Below are 15,614 nucleotides of genomic sequence, written 5' to 3' on the forward strand. Positions count from 1 at the left end.
GAGGCGCGGCCGCATGCCGTCCACCGCTTGGCCGCTGCCACCATCGAAGGGCCTCTCCTTCGTCGTACCGCACAAGCCCCCGGCGTGGCCGAGGAGTTGTTGCGTTCCGCCGCCGTGGGCGAGGCCCTCGTCTTTGCCGACTCGACGAAGACGCCGTCCCGGCGCGGACAACAGTCTGGTACTCCACCCCGGGGCGGTCCCGGGCGCTGCGCACACGACACCGGAAGGCTCACCATGACCGGACTGACCCCCGCCGCGGAGCGGCGCGAACGGATCCTCCAGGAAGCGGTGCTGCAGGGACTGCTGGACGCGGAGCGGTCCCAGCTGGCCGCCTTCGTCGACCTCGACGGCGTCGCCGCGACGGTCGACTCCCTGCACCGCGCCTTCCCCGCGTCGCCCCGTGTGCTGCACGCGTTCGCCGCCAAGGCGAACTGCCTGGTGCCGGTGCTGGCGGAGCTGCGGCGGCTCGGCATGGGCTGCGAGGTGGCCACCGCGGGGGAACTGGCCCGCTCGCTGGCCGCCGGATTCGCGCCGGACCGGATCGTCTTCGACTCTCCGGCCAAGACGGAGGCCGAGCTGCGGCGTGCCCTGGACCTGGGTGTGGCCGTCAACGCGGACAACCACCAGGAACTGGCCAGGATCGACCGGGCCCTGGGCGACCGCGTCCCGGTGTCGAGGATCGGCGTGCGCGTCAATTCACAGCTCGGCGGCGGCAGCATCGCCGCGATGAGCACGGCGACCAGCACCTCGAAGTTCGGCATCCCCCTGGTGGACCCCGGAAGCCGGCGGCGGTTGCTGCGCGCCTACCACGACCACCCGTGGCTGACCTGGGTGCACACGCATGCCGGCTCGCAGGGCTGCCCGCTCGACCTCATGGCCGGCGGGGTCGCGCAGGCCGTGGAGTTCGCCGAGGAGGTCAACGCCTCGCTCGGACGGCGCCAGGTCGTCGGCATCGACATCGGCGGCGGACTGCCCGTCAACTTCGCCGACGACGAGACCACGCCGACCTTCGGCACGTACGTCCGGCAGCTGCGCGCCCAGGCGCCCGCGCTGTTCTCCGGCGGCTACGAGATCGTCACCGAGTTCGGGCGTTCGGTCCTCGCCAAGAACGGGTTCACCGCCGCGTACGTCGAGTACACGAAGAGCATGGGTGGGCGGCCGATCGCGGTCACCCACGCCGGTGTGCAGGTGGCCACCCGGACCGTGTTCCATCCCGACGCCTGGCCCCTGCGGATCGAGGCGTACGACCGGAGCGGGACGGTCAAGCGGGGCGGCCCGGTCCGCCAGGACATCGCGGGCCCCGCCTGCTTCGCCGGGGACCTGCTGGCGCGCGACCGCGCGTTGCCCCTCCTGGAGCCCGGCGACCTCATCGCCGTCCCGGACACCGGCGCCTACTACTTCTCGACGCCGTTCCACTACAACAGCCTGCCCGAACCCGCCGTGCACGGGGTCCGGACTGGCGGTGACGGCCATCTCCGCTTCGAACTCCTGCGTCCCGCGCAGGACCCGTGGGACGTGCCGGGCCCGGGTGGCCGCGGCGCGCCCCTGCGGCAATGGGCGCACGAGCCCGTGCACGGTGCCGTCGGCCGCAGCGTCGGGTAAGGAGCACCGAGGTGGCACAGGCCGGCCGTAGAGGGCCCGGCCGGGACGGACCGCTCCTCAGTCAGCGCGCCGCGATCGTCTTCCTGCTGGCAGCCCTGGCCGGCATCGGTGCCACTGTTCTGGCGGCGCTGGCCGGCAACGTGTGGCCGGTCGCGGTGAGCGTCGGAGGCGGGGTCGTGGCCCCGGCCGTCCTGTTCTTCAACCAGATCATCGACTAGACGAGCGGATCCCGATGGCTCGCCACGGGATCCGCCGGTCCAGCCCTCCCCCCGCTACGGCATCTTGTCCCCCAGCAGCGCCAGGTTCTCGATCGCGGCGAGTCCGTACAGGGAGGTGTCGTTCGTGGACACCCAGGGCGCCTCGCTGCCCGGCACCAGCGTGAGCGGGCCGCTGAGCTTCTCGGTCTTCCAGGGGGCCGACTCCTTGTAGCCGTCGGAGTTGTAGAACTTGTCCCACGCGCGCTTGGCGAGCTTCTCGTCGCCGGACTGGACGGCGGCGTAGGCGTCGAGGCGCGAGTGGCCCTGGAAGAGGATCAGGGAGCCGAAGTTGCTGCCGTAGCGGGCCGCCTGCTCGGCCTTGGTGGCGTTGAAGTAGCGGCAGTAGTCGAGGTACGCCTCCTTGAACTTCGGCACGTCGACGAGGTCGATGAGCTCGGCGCACAGTTCGTTGAGGCCGAAGACGGCCGACAGGTGCGAGACCTCCACCTTGGGCTGGGCGGCGACGGCGAACTTGCCGGTGTCCAGGTCGTACAGGCCGCTGCCCTGCACGAAACCGTTGGGCTGGGCGGCGATCGTCTCCATCGTGGACAGCACGCGCGCCTTGGCCTTCTCCCACTTGGGGCCCTTGCGCTCCCACTCGGTCAGCCACGCCGAGACCAGGCCGCTCCAGTCGGTGCCGAAGCCGATCGACAGGGCGTGCCGGTCGGGCGTGTACGGCTCGGTGCGGATCTTGCGGAGCGGGTCCAGGGCGAGGAACGTCTCGTCGGAGTCGACGTTGGCGTGCATGAGGTCGCCGACGCGTTCGTCCGCCGTGAGGAAGTAGTAGTAGCGCCGGTACGTGGTGTTGGCGATGCGCTGCTGCTTGGCGCTGTCGGCGAAGTGCTGCACGCCGTGCCGGGTGCCGAGGCCGGCCCACTTGCCCAGGTGATAGACGTCGACCTCACCGGTGTGCCGGGTCATGGCCTCGGCGAAGCGGAAGATGTCGGAGCGGCCGCTTCTCAGGTACGCGTACCAGAGCCACAGGTCCGGCGACAGCTCGGAGTTGTCCCAGGCGTAGCCGCCGACGTCGTACCGCCACTGGTGCCGGACGGTGTCGTAGGTGTGCATGATGTCGCCGTAGTCCCAGAAGCCGTACCACCGGCGCATCTCCACCTGGTCCTTGTAGTAGGTGAAGAGGAAGTCGAGGTGGTCCTCGATCTTGGCCTTGGCGGGGGTGGAGCGGTCGGGTTCGGCGTACAGGCCCTTGCCGAAGACGCCCGCCTTGATCAGCTGCCTGGGCGGGGCGGCGAGTTGCGGGAGCACGCGGACGGCCTCGACCTGCTCGGCGAGCCGCTCGGCGCTCGGGGTGGAGTCGTTGGCCCAGAAGAGCAGTTCGGAGGTGCGGGCGATGCCGTAGGGGGTGCCGAACTCGGGCTCGTAGTCCTCGTAGGTGATGTTGAGGCCTTCGAGCTGCTCGGGGAAGGTGTCCTGGCCCATGCCGTCGTGGTAGAAGCGCATGTCCATGGGCTGGGCCTCGGGGGACCACAGCCACAGAGTGACCTCGGCCTCGTCGGTGTGGGCGTCCCGGATGTCGAGCTGGGCGGGGAACTTCTCCCAGAAGTCCCGCAGGCCGAAGGAGAATCCGCCGCTCACCCCGCCGACGTACCCGAAGCCGGAGGCGCGCCGGCCGCCGCCCGCCGCGATCCAGCCGTGGCCCTTCTTGGTGCGCTTGCGCACGGTGAAGCCGTCGGCGGACAGCTGGGAGAGGGTGTAGTCGCCCCACTCGGGGATGTACTGCAGCCGGGTGGTGACCCGCTGGTCCCAGGTGGCCGGGTCGGGCAGCTTCCTGCCCTCGTACTGCGCCGCCTGCACGGCCGCGCCGGGGTCGCGGCGCAGGCCGGTGATGCCCTTGACGGCCTCGCGCAGCAGGCCGGTGCCCTCGCCGCCGATGCGGATGTGCCGGTCGTAGGACTCGTCGCGCATCGGCACGCTGAAGCGGACGCCGAGGCCGCGGATGAAGTCTCCGCTCGCCTTGCCGGGCTCCTGCTTCCCGTCGTACGTGATGGTGTGCACCATGCGGAAGGAGTCGGCGCCCGCGTAGAAGTAGAGCCTGATGGAGAAGGGCAGCCAGCCGCGGCTGCCCTTGCGGTGCTTGCCGTCGACGCGGACGACCGCGCGGACCGGGCCCTCCTGCTCGACGGTGACCTTGTCGACGGCGCCGTCGAAGCGCTCGGTCCTCACCGCGCCCTGGTCCTCGTCCTCGATCTCGGGCTGGCGGATCAGCACGAGCCTGCCGTTCCTCGCGATCTCCGTCGAGCCCCGCCTGACCGACTTGACGATCGTGGAGCCGGACTTGCCGATCCTGGCGGTGATGACGCCGGTGGAGACGTCGATGGCGCCGCCGCTCTTGTCGACGGTGACCTTCTTCTCCGGCGCGGCGGGCGTCCCGGCCGTGAGAGTGAGTTTGCCGTCGCCCGAACCGACCGCGTGGGCGGTCCACTTGAGGGAGCCGTCGGGCCAGTAGGCGATCGGCCACGACTGCACGGGTACGGCCTTGCCGCCCGCGTCCGTCAGCGCGAACGTCTGGTCCTTCTGGTAGGCGCCCTTCGGCCAGGGGACGCCGACGGTGGAGCCGGGGGCCGCGCCGAGGCCGCCGTCCTCCAGCCAGTCGAGGGTCACCGGGTCGGCGTCGGCGGCCTCCGCTCCGGGGGCGGCCTGGGCGTCCCGGGCTCCCAGTGCCCAGCTGAACTGGGCGGCGGCTCCGGCGACGGCGGCCGCCTTCAGAAGGGACCTGCGGGGGATGGGAGACATGGCGTTGCTGCCTTTCCTCGTCCGTGCGGGAAGCGAATCCGTGCGCTGGTCAGGGGCATGACAGAGAGAGGCGCGGCGCGCTGGGCGCCGGCCCGGCAAGGGAGGAACAGCCGCTCAGCGGCGCCGGTACCGCTCCTCCACGGCCACGGCCGCCGCCGCGACGGCCCCGAGGACGGGGACCGCCAGCGGCGCGGCGAACCAGGCGGACACGACCACCACGGCCAGTCCGCCGATGATCAGGAAGGACCCGGCCGGGTCGAGCACCGTCCGGCGCCAGGCCGCCGCCAGCAGCGTCCGCCAGCGGGCCCCAGGCTCCCAGACCGCCGCCGCCCGCAGCCCGGCCACGACCAGGCCGATCAGCGCGCACACGCCGACGGCCCCGACCAGCGGCCCGCCGGGGATCCCCGCACGGACCGCCTGGACGTCCACCCAGACCGCGGCCAGGGCCGCCCACCCGGCGAGCCCCGCGAGCCACCCGCCGCGCACGGCCGCGCGGAAGTCCGCGACGAACTCCCGCCTGCCACCGCCCTCGTGGGCGGTACGGCGCCGCAGGTGCCGCGCACCCGCGGCGAAGGCGGCGGGATACGTGACGACCCCGAGCGAGGCCACCGCGATCCACACACCGGTCAGCAGGCACTCGGCGAACACCGCGAACCGCTCGGCGAGCAGCGACTCGCCCCGTGCTTTCACCCGGGTCCCGGCCATGCTCACCTCAGCCCTTCAGACCCGACGTGGCCATGCCGTCGATCAGATAGCGCTGGAAGGCCAGGAAGAAGGCGAGCACCGGCAGCAGCGCGACCAGCGACATGGCGATCATGCCGCCGTAGTTGGCCACGGCGTCCTGGTCCACGAACATCTTCAGGCCGAGCGAGACCGTGTACTTGTCGGGCTCGTTGAGGTAGATCAGCGGGCCCATGAAGTCGTTCCAGGAGTTGATGAACGTGAAGATCGCGCTGGTGATCAGGGCCGGGCGGCACAGCGGCAGCATGATCGACCAGTAGATGCGGAAGTGCCCGCAGCCGTCCAGCCGGGCCGCCTCGTCGAGTTCCTTGGGCATGTTGCGCATGAACTGCACCATCAGGAAGACGAAGAACGCCTCGGTGGCCAGGTACTTGCCGAGCAGCAGCGGCGTGTAGGTGTTGATCATCTCCATGTTGCGGAACAGCACGTACTGCGGGATCAGCAGCACGTGGTACGGCAACAGGAGGGTGCCGATCATCAGCGTGAACAGCAGATTGCGGCCCGCGAACCTGATCCTCGCGAAGGCGTACGCCGTCAGCGAGCAGGACGCCAAGATCCCGATCACCGAACCGACGCCCAGGAAGAGCGAGTTGTAGAAGAAGGTGGAGATCGAGATGTCGGCGATGCCGTCGGCGAGGCTGGTGTAGTTGGAGATGATCGGGTCGCCCGGGAAGAGGTCCAGGCTGCCGACGATGTCCTCGCTCTTCTTGAAGGAGCCGCCGACGACCCAGATGACCGGGTAGAGGATCACCGCCAGGACCAGCAGGGAGCCGAGGTGCCAGGCGAGGGATCCGGGCAGTTTGTGCCGCAGTCCGCCCGCTCGCGTCGAGGGGGCCGGAGTGATGTCGGTGGCCTGCGCGCTCATCGGGCGCCCTCCTCGTAGTGCACCCAGCGCTTCTGGGACCAGAACAGCACCGCCGTCACCAGGGCGACCGCGACCAGCAGCATCCAGGCCATGGCGGAGGCCAGGCCCATCCGGCTGTTCTCGAAGCCCTGGACGTAGAGGTAGCAGGTGTAGACCATGGAGCCGTCCGCGGGACCGCAGGCGTTGCCTCCGGCGCCGCCGCCGACGATGTACGCCGAGCTGAAGATCTGGAAGGAGTGGATCGTCTCCAGCAGGACGTTGAAGAAGAGCACCGGGGAGATCATGGGCAGGGTGATGTTCCAGAACCGCCGCAGCTTGCCGGCCCCGTCGACCTCGGCCGCCTCGTACAGCTCGCGCGGGACCTGCTTGAGGCCGGCCAGGAAGATGACCATGGGGGCGCCGAACTGCCAGACGGTGAGCGCCACCAGGCTGTAGATGATCATGTCCGGGTCGCCGGTCCAGCCGCCGACGTCGATCCCGAACATCTTCTGCGTACGGTCCACGATCGCGTCGTCCGAGAAGATCGCCTTCCAGACGATCGCTACGGAGACGCTCGCGCCGATCAGCGACGGCGCGTAGAAGGCGGCCCGGTAGAAGGCCTGTCCGCGCCGCTTCTGCGCGAGGAGCAGGGCCACACCGAGGGCCGCGAGCAGCTTGAGCGGCGTTCCGACGACGACGTACCAGAGCGTCACCTGCACCGAGTGGCGCCAGCGGGGGTCGCCGAACATCTCGGAGAAGTTGTCGAGGCCGATCCACTGGGGGGCGTCGAACAGGTTGTAGTCGGTGAACGCGAAGTAGAGCGAGGCGACCATCGGGCCCGCGGTGAGCAGCAGGAACCCGGCGATCCAGGGAGACATGAAGAGATAGCCGGCCAGGTTCTCCCGGCGCCGCCGCCGCTTGAGGGCGGCGGGGCGCACGGGCTTCACCGGACCGTGCCGCGGCTCGGAGTCCTGGGACAGGCCCTCCATCGCAGGGGCGTGTGTCACGGTGGTTCCCATCAGCTGCCGAGAGCCGTCTTCGACTCGGTGAAGAACTGCTTGACGGCGTCGTCCACCGACCGCTTGCCCAGAGCCATCTCCTCGGAGATGCGCAGGAACGCGGCCTCGCAGATGTCGGCGCCCTCGGGGTGCGGGGTGATGGGCTCCAGGACGTCCGCCTCGACGAGGGACTGCTCGTACTCGGCGATGGCCTTGTTGACCGGATCGGTCGGCTTGTACGCGTCGAACTGGGCCTGCGTCGCGGGCACGCCGCGGTCGTAGCCCATGATCTTGGCGACCTCGGGGTCGTGCACCATGAAGTCGATGAACTGGGCGACCTCCTTGGGGTGCTGGGTGCGCTTGGAGGCGCTCAGCATGAGGGAGCCGAGGTACTGGCCGGTCTTCTTGCCGTCCGTCGTCGGGATGGGCGCCAGGCCGTACTCGCTCTTGCCCTCGGAGGTGTAGCGGACGGTGAAGTTGTCCCAGGTGAACTCGCCGCCGGCGAGCTCCGCGGCGACCGCCGACTTGGGCTTGATCTGCGCGACCTTCTTGGGGTCGGCGTAGAGGCCCTCCTCTACGCCCTTCTTGGCCTTCGTCCACCACTCCGTCAGATCGGCCTCGGTGAAGCCGAGTCCGTCCTCGGTGAAGAACGCCTTGCCCTGCTGGCGCAGGTAGGGGTCGTAGAGGTACATGACGCCGTACATGCCGCTGTCGCCGGCGCGGCCCGTCTTGTCGCGGATCTTCTTCATCGCCGCGTCGAAGTCGTCCCAGGTCCAGCCCTGCTCCGGCTTCACACCGGCCCGGGTGAAGACGGGCTTGTCGATGACCAGGGCCATCGAGTTGGAACCGACCGGAACTCCGAGGAGCTTGCCGTCGATCTCGCCGAACTTCTCCAGTCCGGCGCGGAATCCCTCCATCCGGAGGTTGCCGGCCTTGACCTGCTCGCCGAGATCGAGCAGCACGTTCTTCGCGTCGTATTTGCGCAGGAACCCGATGGCATTCTGGAAGACGTCCGGCGGATTTCCGCCGGAGGCCTGGGTGTTGAACTTCTTCCAGAAGTCGAGATAAGGCTGGAAGTCCGTTTTCACCTTGATCTTCGGGTACTTCTTCTCGAAGAGCGCGATGGTCTTGTTGATGCGCTCGGCGCGGTCCTCCGCACCCCACCACGCGTAACGGATCGTCACCGTCCCGTCCGCGGAGGTCCCTCCGTCGCCACCGCAGCCGGTGGTCGCGGCCAGCCCCAGCGTGGCCGCCGTGGCCCCGGCCGCCTTCAGAATCGTACGTCTCTCAACATTCCTGCCGTTCACCACGGTTGGCCCTCCCCGCACATCGTCCCGCTCGCATGAATCGTTTCAAGTAAGCGCTTGCTGGCACAAGTTACGGAGGGGCTGAGGGTGCGTCAATGATTCGGACAAGAATTTCTTACCGACCGGGCCGGCGGCGAGGCCGGGCGAGGCGGTGGTGCGCCCGGTCCGCCGGAGTGATGTCACTGGTGGGACCGGTGCGGTCGGCGGGCCGAACGGGGCGGGGGCGCCCGCACGGCTTCCAGGAGCGACCGAAAGGCGACGCCGGGGCGGGCGGTGCAGGACCGGACGGAAGGTGACCGGTTTCCGTCCTTGAGGAGGACGCCGACCGGTTGCCCAAGGGGCGCCGGCCGGGCGCCCGAGGAGGCCTGCCGGACGCCCGACGGCCCGGGCCGGGCGGCACCCGCGCGAGGCGGCCCGGACGACGAACGACGGCGGCCCACCTGCGCACTCGCAGGTGGGCCGCCGATCCGGGTGGGCGATACTGGGTTCGAACCAGTGACCTCTTCGGTGTGAACGAAGCGCTCTCCCACTGAGCTAATCGCCCGGACGCAGGAAGAACATTACCCCATGTCAGCAGGTGCCTGTGACCAGCGCCGGGCCGGCCTCGGCACCCCCGCCGCAGCTCACTGGTTCTTGATCTTCCACGGCATGACGATGCCGAACTTCCACAGGTAGATACCGACCAGTACGGCCACGATGACCAGCCCGATGCTCGTCAGGATGATGTTCCGGCGCCGCACCTTGGGATCGAGGGCGCGCTGCGCGGCCTCCGTGACCTTCCGCTTGGTCCAGCGCAGCACCAGCTGGGCCCACACGAATTCGGTCGCCCAGATCGCCATGCCGCCGAAGATCACGACCCAGCCCGGTCCGGGCAGGGGCAGCATGATGATGCCCGCCACGACGACCGCGAGCCCGATGACGAAGATGCCGACCTGCCAGCTCACATGCAGCAGCCGGCGCGCTTTGATGAATTCCGGTGCCCGTGAGCCGAGCGCCCGCTCCTGCTCGCTGCGCGCCTCGTCCGTCCCCGTCTCGTCCGCCGCCACGGCCACCTCGCCCGGCTCGTCACTCCCCGTATTCATACGGCCAAACACTACCCGAGCGAAACCAGTCACCGGAATGGACGCACGGCGCGAACGATCTCTCGGCCGGAAGAGTTACGTAAAGGCACGCAAAACACTCAGAGGGGTTTACAACGGCACCGTAGGTGGCATGTCGATTTCGCCGACGTGCGAATCCCCGAGCGCACACTGAGCGAAAGGCCCTGGCGCTTATGAACACCACGGTCAGCTGCGAGCTGCACCTGCGCCTCGTTGTGTCGAGCGAGTCCTCCCTGCCTGTCCCCGCAGGCCTGCGGTACGACACGGCCGACCCCTACGCCGTGCACGCCACCTTCCACACCGGAGCCGAGGAGACCGTCGAGTGGGTGTTCGCCCGCGACCTCCTCGCCGAGGGACTTCACCGCCCTACGGGCACCGGCGACGTCCGCGTCTGGCCGTCGCGCAGTCACGGTCAGGGCGTCGTGTGCATCGCCCTGAGCTCACCGGAGGGCGAGGCCCTGCTCGAGGCCCCGGCACGGGCTCTGGAGTCCTTCCTGAAGCGGACCGACGCCGCCGTGCCGCCCGGCACGGAACACCGGCACTTCGACCTCGACCAGGAGCTCTCGCACATCCTGGCGGAAAGCTAGGGCGAGGCGCTCACCGAGCAGCCCGGCGCCGTCGACTCGGGGAGACGGCTCGGGCCACAACAACCGCATACGGGATATACCGGCGCCGGCACCGCGGATCACGCGGTGCGGCGCCGGCTCGCGTGCGCCGCCTGATGGAGGCCCGCAGGGGCCCTCCGCTGCCCGGAGGCCGGGCGGGAACCATGGCCTGCGCGGCGTCGTTGTATTCGAAGCCATGTACGGGCATGCGGGCGGTCCGGCGGGGGTGGAGCCGTTACCATCGGCCAGCATCGGCGGGCGCCCGCCCGACCCTCAGGCCAGGGAGCGAATCGTGCTGATCACCCACGACACCCGGTGCGCCCTCGACACCGTGGTCGATCTGGTGAACACCGCACCGGACGACGACACGGCGCCGGACGGGCTGCCGGACGTGGCGACACTCGCGGATTTCGTACGAAACCACGAGATCAGCGATGTGGGAGTGCTCTCGGAGTTCGACCTCTCGGCGGTACGGAAGATCCGCGGGCGGTTCGCCGCCGTCTTCGCCGCCCCCGACGCCCGGGCCGCCGCCGGGCAGATCAACGAACTGGTCGCCGCCGCGGGCACCACACCCCGGCTCACGGACCACGACGGCTACGACTGGCATGTGCACTACTTCGCACCCGGCGCCTCCATCGCCGACCACCTGGCCGCCGACTGCGGGATGGCCCTGGCCTTCTTCGTGGTCGCCGGGGAGCAGGAGCGGCTGCGGCGGTGCGAGGCGCCCGACTGCCGGCGGGCCTTCGTCGACCTGTCCCGCAACCGCTCGCGGCGCTACTGCGACAGCCGGACCTGCGGGAACCGCCTGCATGTGGCCGCGTACCGGGCGCGGCGCAAGGAAGCGGCGGGCTGACCGACACCGCAGGGCGAGTGGCGGGCGGATCATCGATGCCGACGCGGTCCCGGCGGGTGGCGCCGGGTACCGCGGGTACGGCTCACAGCAACAGCAGATCGTGCAACGAGGCCATGAGCAGCAGAGTCCCGATCACCGCGAGGAAGATCATGAGCGGTGGCTGGGACAGGGCGAAGAGGCAACCACGTGGCTCGTCCGGCCGGGGGCGTGGCTCGTCCTGCGGCGACGCGGGGTCGCTCTGTTCCGTCGTGTCCAGCATCTCGCGGCGATGATGACGCAGTCGCCCGGCCGGACGCGATCAGCGGCCTCGTTCCGTGCGGGTGTGCGCCGATTCCGCGAGGTCCGGGTCAGGTTGTGATCACTTCCGCGCGCCCTCGGACGCACTGTGACGATTCGGCCGACACGCGGTCGTCATATGCCGTGCTTCCTGAGGATGGCCTCGATGTCGCTGAAGTCGTCATCACCCCGGGACGACGCGGCGGGCCGGGCGGCCGGGCCGGTCCCCTGCCCCAGGGAAGGCGCCGAGGCCGCCGGAGCCACCGCCTCCGGCCGGGCCGCCGCGCGGGCCCCCCTGCGCTCCTTTCGGGTGCCGCCGCGGCGGCGCTCCACGACACGCGTGGTCATGAACAGCACCCACGCCACACCGAGCACCCCGAAGCCCGCCCAGGCGGTCAGGCTCAGCGCCGTGTCGGCCAGCCACTCGACGACGCCCGTCATCACCAGGCCGATCGGCACGAGCGAGTACGCCGCGATCCGGGTCGCCGCGAGGAAACGCTTGCGGTACGCCGTCACGGCCGCGATCCCCAGGCCTGCCGCGGACACGGCGGAGCAGACGGTCTCGGCAATCATCCGGTCCTCCAGGCGTGGCGCGGTCGGGAAGGGGCACTTCGTCCCTTCCATCCTGCACCCACCGCACCCCGGGCGGCCATGCCCCGGCCCGACATCAGGGAGATCTCCGGGTCGCCTCCTCCGCAGGTGCCGGTGCGGGTGTACGGCCTGGGAGAATGTCGGTATGAGCGACTCCTCCCCTGCCCCTGCCGCCGCCCCCGTTCTCGAGGTCTGGTGCGACCTCCAGTGCCCGGACTGCCGCACCGCGCTGGACGACCTCCGTGCCCTGCGCGCCCGCTACGGCAACCGTCTGGAGCTGCGGCTGCGGCACTTCCCCCTGGAGAAGAACAAGCACGCCTTCGCCGCCGCCCAGGCCGCGGAGGAGGCCTGGGAGCAGGGCCGGGGATGGGAGTACGCCGAGGCGCTCCTCGGGCGGGTCGAGGAACTGGGCCGTAAGGGAGAACACTTCCTGGTCGAGCTGGCCCGCGAACTGGACCTGGACGCCGAGGAGTTCGACACCGCCCTGATCGACGGCCGGCACACCCTGATCGTGGACGCCGACCAGGCCGAGGGCAAGGCGATCGGCGTGACCGGCACTCCGACGTACGTCATCGGCGGTGAACGGCTCGACGGAGGCAAGAGCCAGGAGGGTCTGCGCGAGCGGATCGAGCAGATCGCGGACCGGCTGCTGGGCGGGCCGGAGCGGGACCAGGAGGGCTGACCCGACGCCCCGCGGCCCACCGGCCCCGTCGCGGCCGGTTCGGGGCCGGCCGGAGCCGCAGGGCGGGACCGACCGAGTTCCGCGGCCCGGCAGGTCCAGAATCAGGGCCGGGCGGGTGACGGCGGGGAGCGCCCCGGCCGGCCGAGTGCGTCCGACGGGTCCGCGAGCCCGGCTCCGGCCCTGAAGCCGCCGACGGGGTCCGGCAGGCCCCGTCCCTGTCCGGCCGCCGGGCCGTTACAACAGTGGCTTGTACATGGCGTACAGCTTCGTCTCGTAGCCGAGCGACGCGTAGAGACGTTCCGCCGGGGTGTTGCCGGCGAAGACGTTGAGGCCGATCGTGCGCCTGCCCTCGACGATCGTCTGGGCCTCGGCCAGCAGCATGAGGGTGCGGCCGTGTCCCTTGCCGCGGTGGGCGGCATGGGTCTCGACATCGAAGACGAAGGCGCTGTCCTCGCGCATGGCGAGCCACAGCGTGCCCACCGCCGTCCCCCCGTGTTCCACGACACTGACGAGCATGCCGGGGGTGGCGAGGCCGTCGGGCAGCAAAGTGGCGTGGTCGCGCTCCGACTTGGCGCGGGCCTCGGCCTCCGGGACGCCCCGCTCGATCCAGCTCTGCGCGTAGTCCTCCTTGCCTTTCTCCAGCCAGGGTCCGAACTCCGCCTCGGTCATGGGCCGGGCGCGGCTGCCCTCCGGCAGCTGTGGCGGGGTGTCGCCGAGGCGTTTCTCCATGCCGCGGTTGCGGACGACGTAGCCGAGGGCGGTGGCGAGCCGGAACGCCGCCTCGGAGTCGGCGGGCACGGTCGCCTCGATGCGGCGGCACCCCCAGCCGCGCGCCACCTCCTCGGCGGCCAGGGCGGCCACCGTGCCCCGGCCGCGCCTGCGGTCCGGTTCCTCAATGCGCAGCTTCATGATCCGGGCCACGGCGTCGCCGAACACGGGATGCGTGCCGAGGTGTATCGCCCCTACGGGACGGCTGTTCACGCACACCTGGTAGCGGCGTGAGCGTGTCCCGTCGGCGTTCTGCTGAAGCGGCTCGGTCGGCCGCAGGGTCGTGGTCATCAGGGGTGTTCTACCCGCAACCACGGCCCTGGTCAGCCGAATAAGCGGGAGCCGTCAGGGGTCGAGGCCGTCCCCGGACCGCTCCTCGAAGATCCGCATGGCCTTGGCGGTCACCGGGCCGGGCGCGCCGGGCAGCTCCCGGTCGTCGACCCGGTGCACGGCCTGCACGTCCCGCAGGGTGGACGTCAGGAAGACCTCGTCGGCCCGCTCCAGGACGTCCAGCGGCAGGTCGGTCTCCTCGGCGCCGGTCCATTCGATCGCGAGCGCGCGCGTGATGCCCGCGAGGCAGCCCGAGGCGAGCGGCGGGGTGTGGATCTCGCCGTCGAGGACGACGAAGACGTTGGATCCGGTGCCCTCGCAGAGCTGTCCCACGGTGTTGCCGAACAGGGCCTCCGAGGCGCCCTGTTCGCGGGCGCGGGCGAGTGCGACGACGTTCTCGGCGTACGAGGTGGTCTTCAGGCCGGTGAGCGCGCCGCGCTCGTTGCGGGTCCAGGGGACCGTGATCACGGCGGTGGAGTCGGGGCGGCGGGTCGTCTCGCCGAGGGCGACGACGAGGGTCGGGCCGTGCTCGCCGCGGTCGGAGCCGAGCGGGCCATGGCCGCCGGTGTAGGTGATGCGCAGGCGGCCGAGCGGCATGGGGTTGGCCTCCAGGACGACGGCACAGGCGCGGCGCACCTCGTCGTGGTCCGGGTCGGGCAGTCCGAGGCCGCGCGCCGACCGGGTCAGCCGGTCGAGGTGCCGCGTGAGGGCGAACGGCCGGCCGTCCACGGCCTTCACCGTCTCGAAGATGCCGTCGCCCACGGTCAGCCCGTGGTCGAAGACGGAGACGCGGGCGGACTCGATGTCCTGCAGCCCGCCGTCGAGCCAGATCTTCACGTCAGGTCCTCTCCACTCACCTCATACGCTCCCGACGCTATCGCGAGCAGCCGGGCCGCCTTCAGCTCGGTCTCCCGCCACTCCCCCTCGGGATCCGAGCCCCATGTGATGCCGGCGCCGGTGCCGAAGCGCAGCATGCCGTCGGCCCGGTCGATCCAGAAGGTACGGATGCCGACGGCCAGCTCACCGGTCCGCCGGTCGGCGTCGACCCACCCGATCCCTCCGCAGTACGGTCCTCTGGGCGCGGTCTCCAGCGCGTCGATGATCCGCAGCGCGCTCGACTTGGGCGCGCCGGTGACCGAGCCGGGCGGGAAGGCGGCGGCGAGCAGCTCGGCCCAGCCGGCCGTCTCGTCCAGCTCACCCCGGACCGTCGACACGAGGTGGACCAGTCCGGGGTGTTTCTCGACGGCACACAGGTCGGGCACGGTCACCGTACCCGTGGCGCACACCCGTCCGATGTCGTTGCGGACGAGGTCCACGATCATGATGTTCTCGGCGTAGTCCTTCTCCAGCAGGTCCGTCTCGGTGCGGCCGGTGCCTTTGATCGGACCGGACTCGACGACGCGTCCCTCGCGCCGCAGGAACAGTTCGGGGGACGCGGTGGCGATCTCCACACCGTGACCGGGCAGGCGGATCGTTCCTGCATACGGTGCCGGGTTGCCAAGGGCCAGCAGCGACGTCAGGGCGTCCACGTCGGCGCCGGGCGTGACGGGCGCGGACAGCACCCGGCACAGGTTCGCCTGGTAGACCTCGCCGGCCGCGATGTGCTCGCGGATCCGCCGCACCGCCGCCGTGTACGCGGTGCGGTCGAGCGACGACGTCCAGTCATCCGCCGCCGGTCCCCGCCACGCGCCGGGCACGGGGGCGGGGACGGCCGCATGCCGCACGTCCTGGAAGCGTGCGCAGGTCAGACGGCCCTCGAAGTCGGCGCAGACCGCCCAGAAACCGCTGGACTCCAGGGCTGCGGGATCGTCGGTGACATCGAGGAGCCCGGTGGCGACACGGTCGCCGAAGCGGGCGAGAGCAGGGAGGTCGAGCACGCAGTCGAGTCTATGGCGGTGTCCCGCGGGTG

General features: G+C 70.6%; 16 protein-coding genes and 1 tRNA gene. 5 read left to right on the top strand and 12 right to left on the bottom strand.

Going from position 1 to position 15,614, the window contains the following annotated elements; genetic code table 11:
- The first annotated feature begins 234 nt into the window (after positions 1-234).
- Together ACIBL4_RS20725 and ACIBL4_RS20730 are read left to right on the top strand one after the other, a co-directional pair.
- The gene (locus ACIBL4_RS20725; RefSeq protein ID WP_399412083.1) at positions 235-1,602 is read left to right on the top strand and encodes a diaminopimelate decarboxylase; all 1,368 of its coding nucleotides are present in this window, start codon (positions 235-237) and stop codon (positions 1,600-1,602) included.
- An 11-nt stretch (positions 1,603-1,613) separates the two neighbouring features.
- Positions 1,614-1,820, top strand: a complete 207-nt coding sequence (locus tag ACIBL4_RS20730; RefSeq protein WP_399412085.1) for a hypothetical protein — start codon at positions 1,614-1,616, stop codon at positions 1,818-1,820.
- Positions 1,821-1,874: 54 nt separating this feature from the next.
- On the opposite strand, the gene ACIBL4_RS20735 is transcribed toward ACIBL4_RS20730, so the two are convergent.
- From ACIBL4_RS20735 to ACIBL4_RS20765, 7 genes are all read right to left on the bottom strand, one after another.
- The gene (locus tag ACIBL4_RS20735) at positions 1,875-4,610 is read right to left on the bottom strand and encodes a Tat pathway signal sequence domain protein (protein ID WP_399412087.1); all 2,736 of its coding nucleotides are present in this window, start codon (positions 4,608-4,610) and stop codon (positions 1,875-1,877) included.
- A 114-nt stretch (positions 4,611-4,724) separates the two neighbouring features.
- Positions 4,725-5,315 carry a hypothetical protein gene (locus ACIBL4_RS20740; RefSeq protein WP_399412089.1) on the bottom strand — a complete coding sequence of 197 codons (591 nt, stop codon included), beginning with the start codon at positions 5,313-5,315 and terminating at the stop codon, positions 4,725-4,727.
- Between the two features lie 7 nt (positions 5,316-5,322).
- On the bottom strand, positions 5,323-6,216 hold the full coding sequence (locus ACIBL4_RS20745) for a carbohydrate ABC transporter permease (RefSeq protein WP_399412092.1): 894 nt from the start codon (positions 6,214-6,216) through the stop codon (positions 5,323-5,325).
- Positions 6,213-7,214, bottom strand: coding sequence for a carbohydrate ABC transporter permease (locus tag ACIBL4_RS20750; RefSeq protein ID WP_399412094.1), 1,002 nt, complete (start codon positions 7,212-7,214; stop codon positions 6,213-6,215). Before ACIBL4_RS20750 ends, ACIBL4_RS20745 begins: the two co-directional genes overlap by 4 nt.
- Positions 7,214-8,503, bottom strand: coding sequence for an ABC transporter substrate-binding protein (locus tag ACIBL4_RS20755; RefSeq protein WP_399412096.1), 1,290 nt, complete (start codon positions 8,501-8,503; stop codon positions 7,214-7,216). Before ACIBL4_RS20755 ends, ACIBL4_RS20750 begins: the two co-directional genes overlap by 1 nt.
- A 469-nt stretch (positions 8,504-8,972) precedes the next feature.
- Positions 8,973-9,044, bottom strand: a tRNA-Val gene (locus ACIBL4_RS20760).
- A gap of 79 nt (positions 9,045-9,123) precedes the next feature.
- Positions 9,124-9,582 (bottom strand): TIGR02611 family protein, encoded by a 459-nt coding sequence (locus tag ACIBL4_RS20765; RefSeq protein WP_399412098.1) that lies wholly within the window; start codon positions 9,580-9,582, stop codon positions 9,124-9,126.
- Between the two features lie 191 nt (positions 9,583-9,773).
- Here ACIBL4_RS20765 and ACIBL4_RS20770 point away from each other — a divergent pair, with 191 nt between their 5' ends.
- A complete protein-coding gene (locus tag ACIBL4_RS20770) occupies positions 9,774-10,187 on the top strand; it encodes an SsgA family sporulation/cell division regulator (protein WP_004002642.1) in 414 nt (137 codons plus the stop codon).
- 310 nt (positions 10,188-10,497) lie between these two features.
- Positions 10,498-11,058 carry a CGNR zinc finger domain-containing protein gene (locus ACIBL4_RS20775; RefSeq protein WP_399412100.1) on the top strand — a complete coding sequence of 187 codons (561 nt, stop codon included), beginning with the start codon at positions 10,498-10,500 and terminating at the stop codon, positions 11,056-11,058.
- An 82-nt stretch (positions 11,059-11,140) separates the two neighbouring features.
- Here the strand turns inward: ACIBL4_RS20775 and ACIBL4_RS20780 are convergent, their stop codons facing one another.
- Positions 11,141-11,317, bottom strand: a complete 177-nt coding sequence (locus ACIBL4_RS20780; RefSeq protein ID WP_399412103.1) for a hypothetical protein — start codon at positions 11,315-11,317, stop codon at positions 11,141-11,143.
- A gap of 152 nt (positions 11,318-11,469) precedes the next feature.
- Positions 11,470-11,907: a hypothetical protein gene (locus ACIBL4_RS20785; RefSeq protein ID WP_399412105.1), complete on the bottom strand. Its 438-nt coding sequence runs from the start codon at positions 11,905-11,907 to the stop codon at positions 11,470-11,472.
- A 163-nt stretch (positions 11,908-12,070) separates the two neighbouring features.
- Between ACIBL4_RS20785 and ACIBL4_RS20790 the strand changes: the two genes are divergently transcribed.
- Positions 12,071-12,607, top strand: a complete 537-nt coding sequence (locus ACIBL4_RS20790; protein ID WP_399412107.1) for a DsbA family protein — start codon at positions 12,071-12,073, stop codon at positions 12,605-12,607.
- A 234-nt stretch (positions 12,608-12,841) separates the two neighbouring features.
- On the opposite strand, the gene ACIBL4_RS20795 is transcribed toward ACIBL4_RS20790, so the two are convergent.
- From ACIBL4_RS20795 to ACIBL4_RS20805, 3 genes are read right to left on the bottom strand one after another with little or no spacing between them, the layout of a single operon-like run.
- Positions 12,842-13,666: a GNAT family N-acetyltransferase gene (locus ACIBL4_RS20795; RefSeq protein WP_399412109.1), complete on the bottom strand. Its 825-nt coding sequence runs from the start codon at positions 13,664-13,666 to the stop codon at positions 12,842-12,844.
- A 54-nt stretch (positions 13,667-13,720) separates the two neighbouring features.
- Positions 13,721-14,542, bottom strand: a complete 822-nt coding sequence (locus ACIBL4_RS20800; protein WP_399412111.1) for an aminotransferase class IV — start codon at positions 14,540-14,542, stop codon at positions 13,721-13,723.
- Complete coding sequence (locus tag ACIBL4_RS20805) at positions 14,539-15,582, bottom strand: chorismate-binding protein (protein ID WP_399412113.1); 1,044 nt, start codon at positions 15,580-15,582, stop codon at positions 14,539-14,541. The genes ACIBL4_RS20800 and ACIBL4_RS20805 overlap by 4 nt, the downstream gene beginning before the upstream one ends.
- Positions 15,583-15,614 lie beyond the last annotated feature (32 nt).

The sequence above is a fragment of the Streptomyces sp. NPDC050416 genome, assembly GCF_044458845.1.
In the GTDB taxonomy this organism is placed as follows: domain Bacteria; phylum Actinomycetota; class Actinomycetes; order Streptomycetales; family Streptomycetaceae; genus Streptomyces.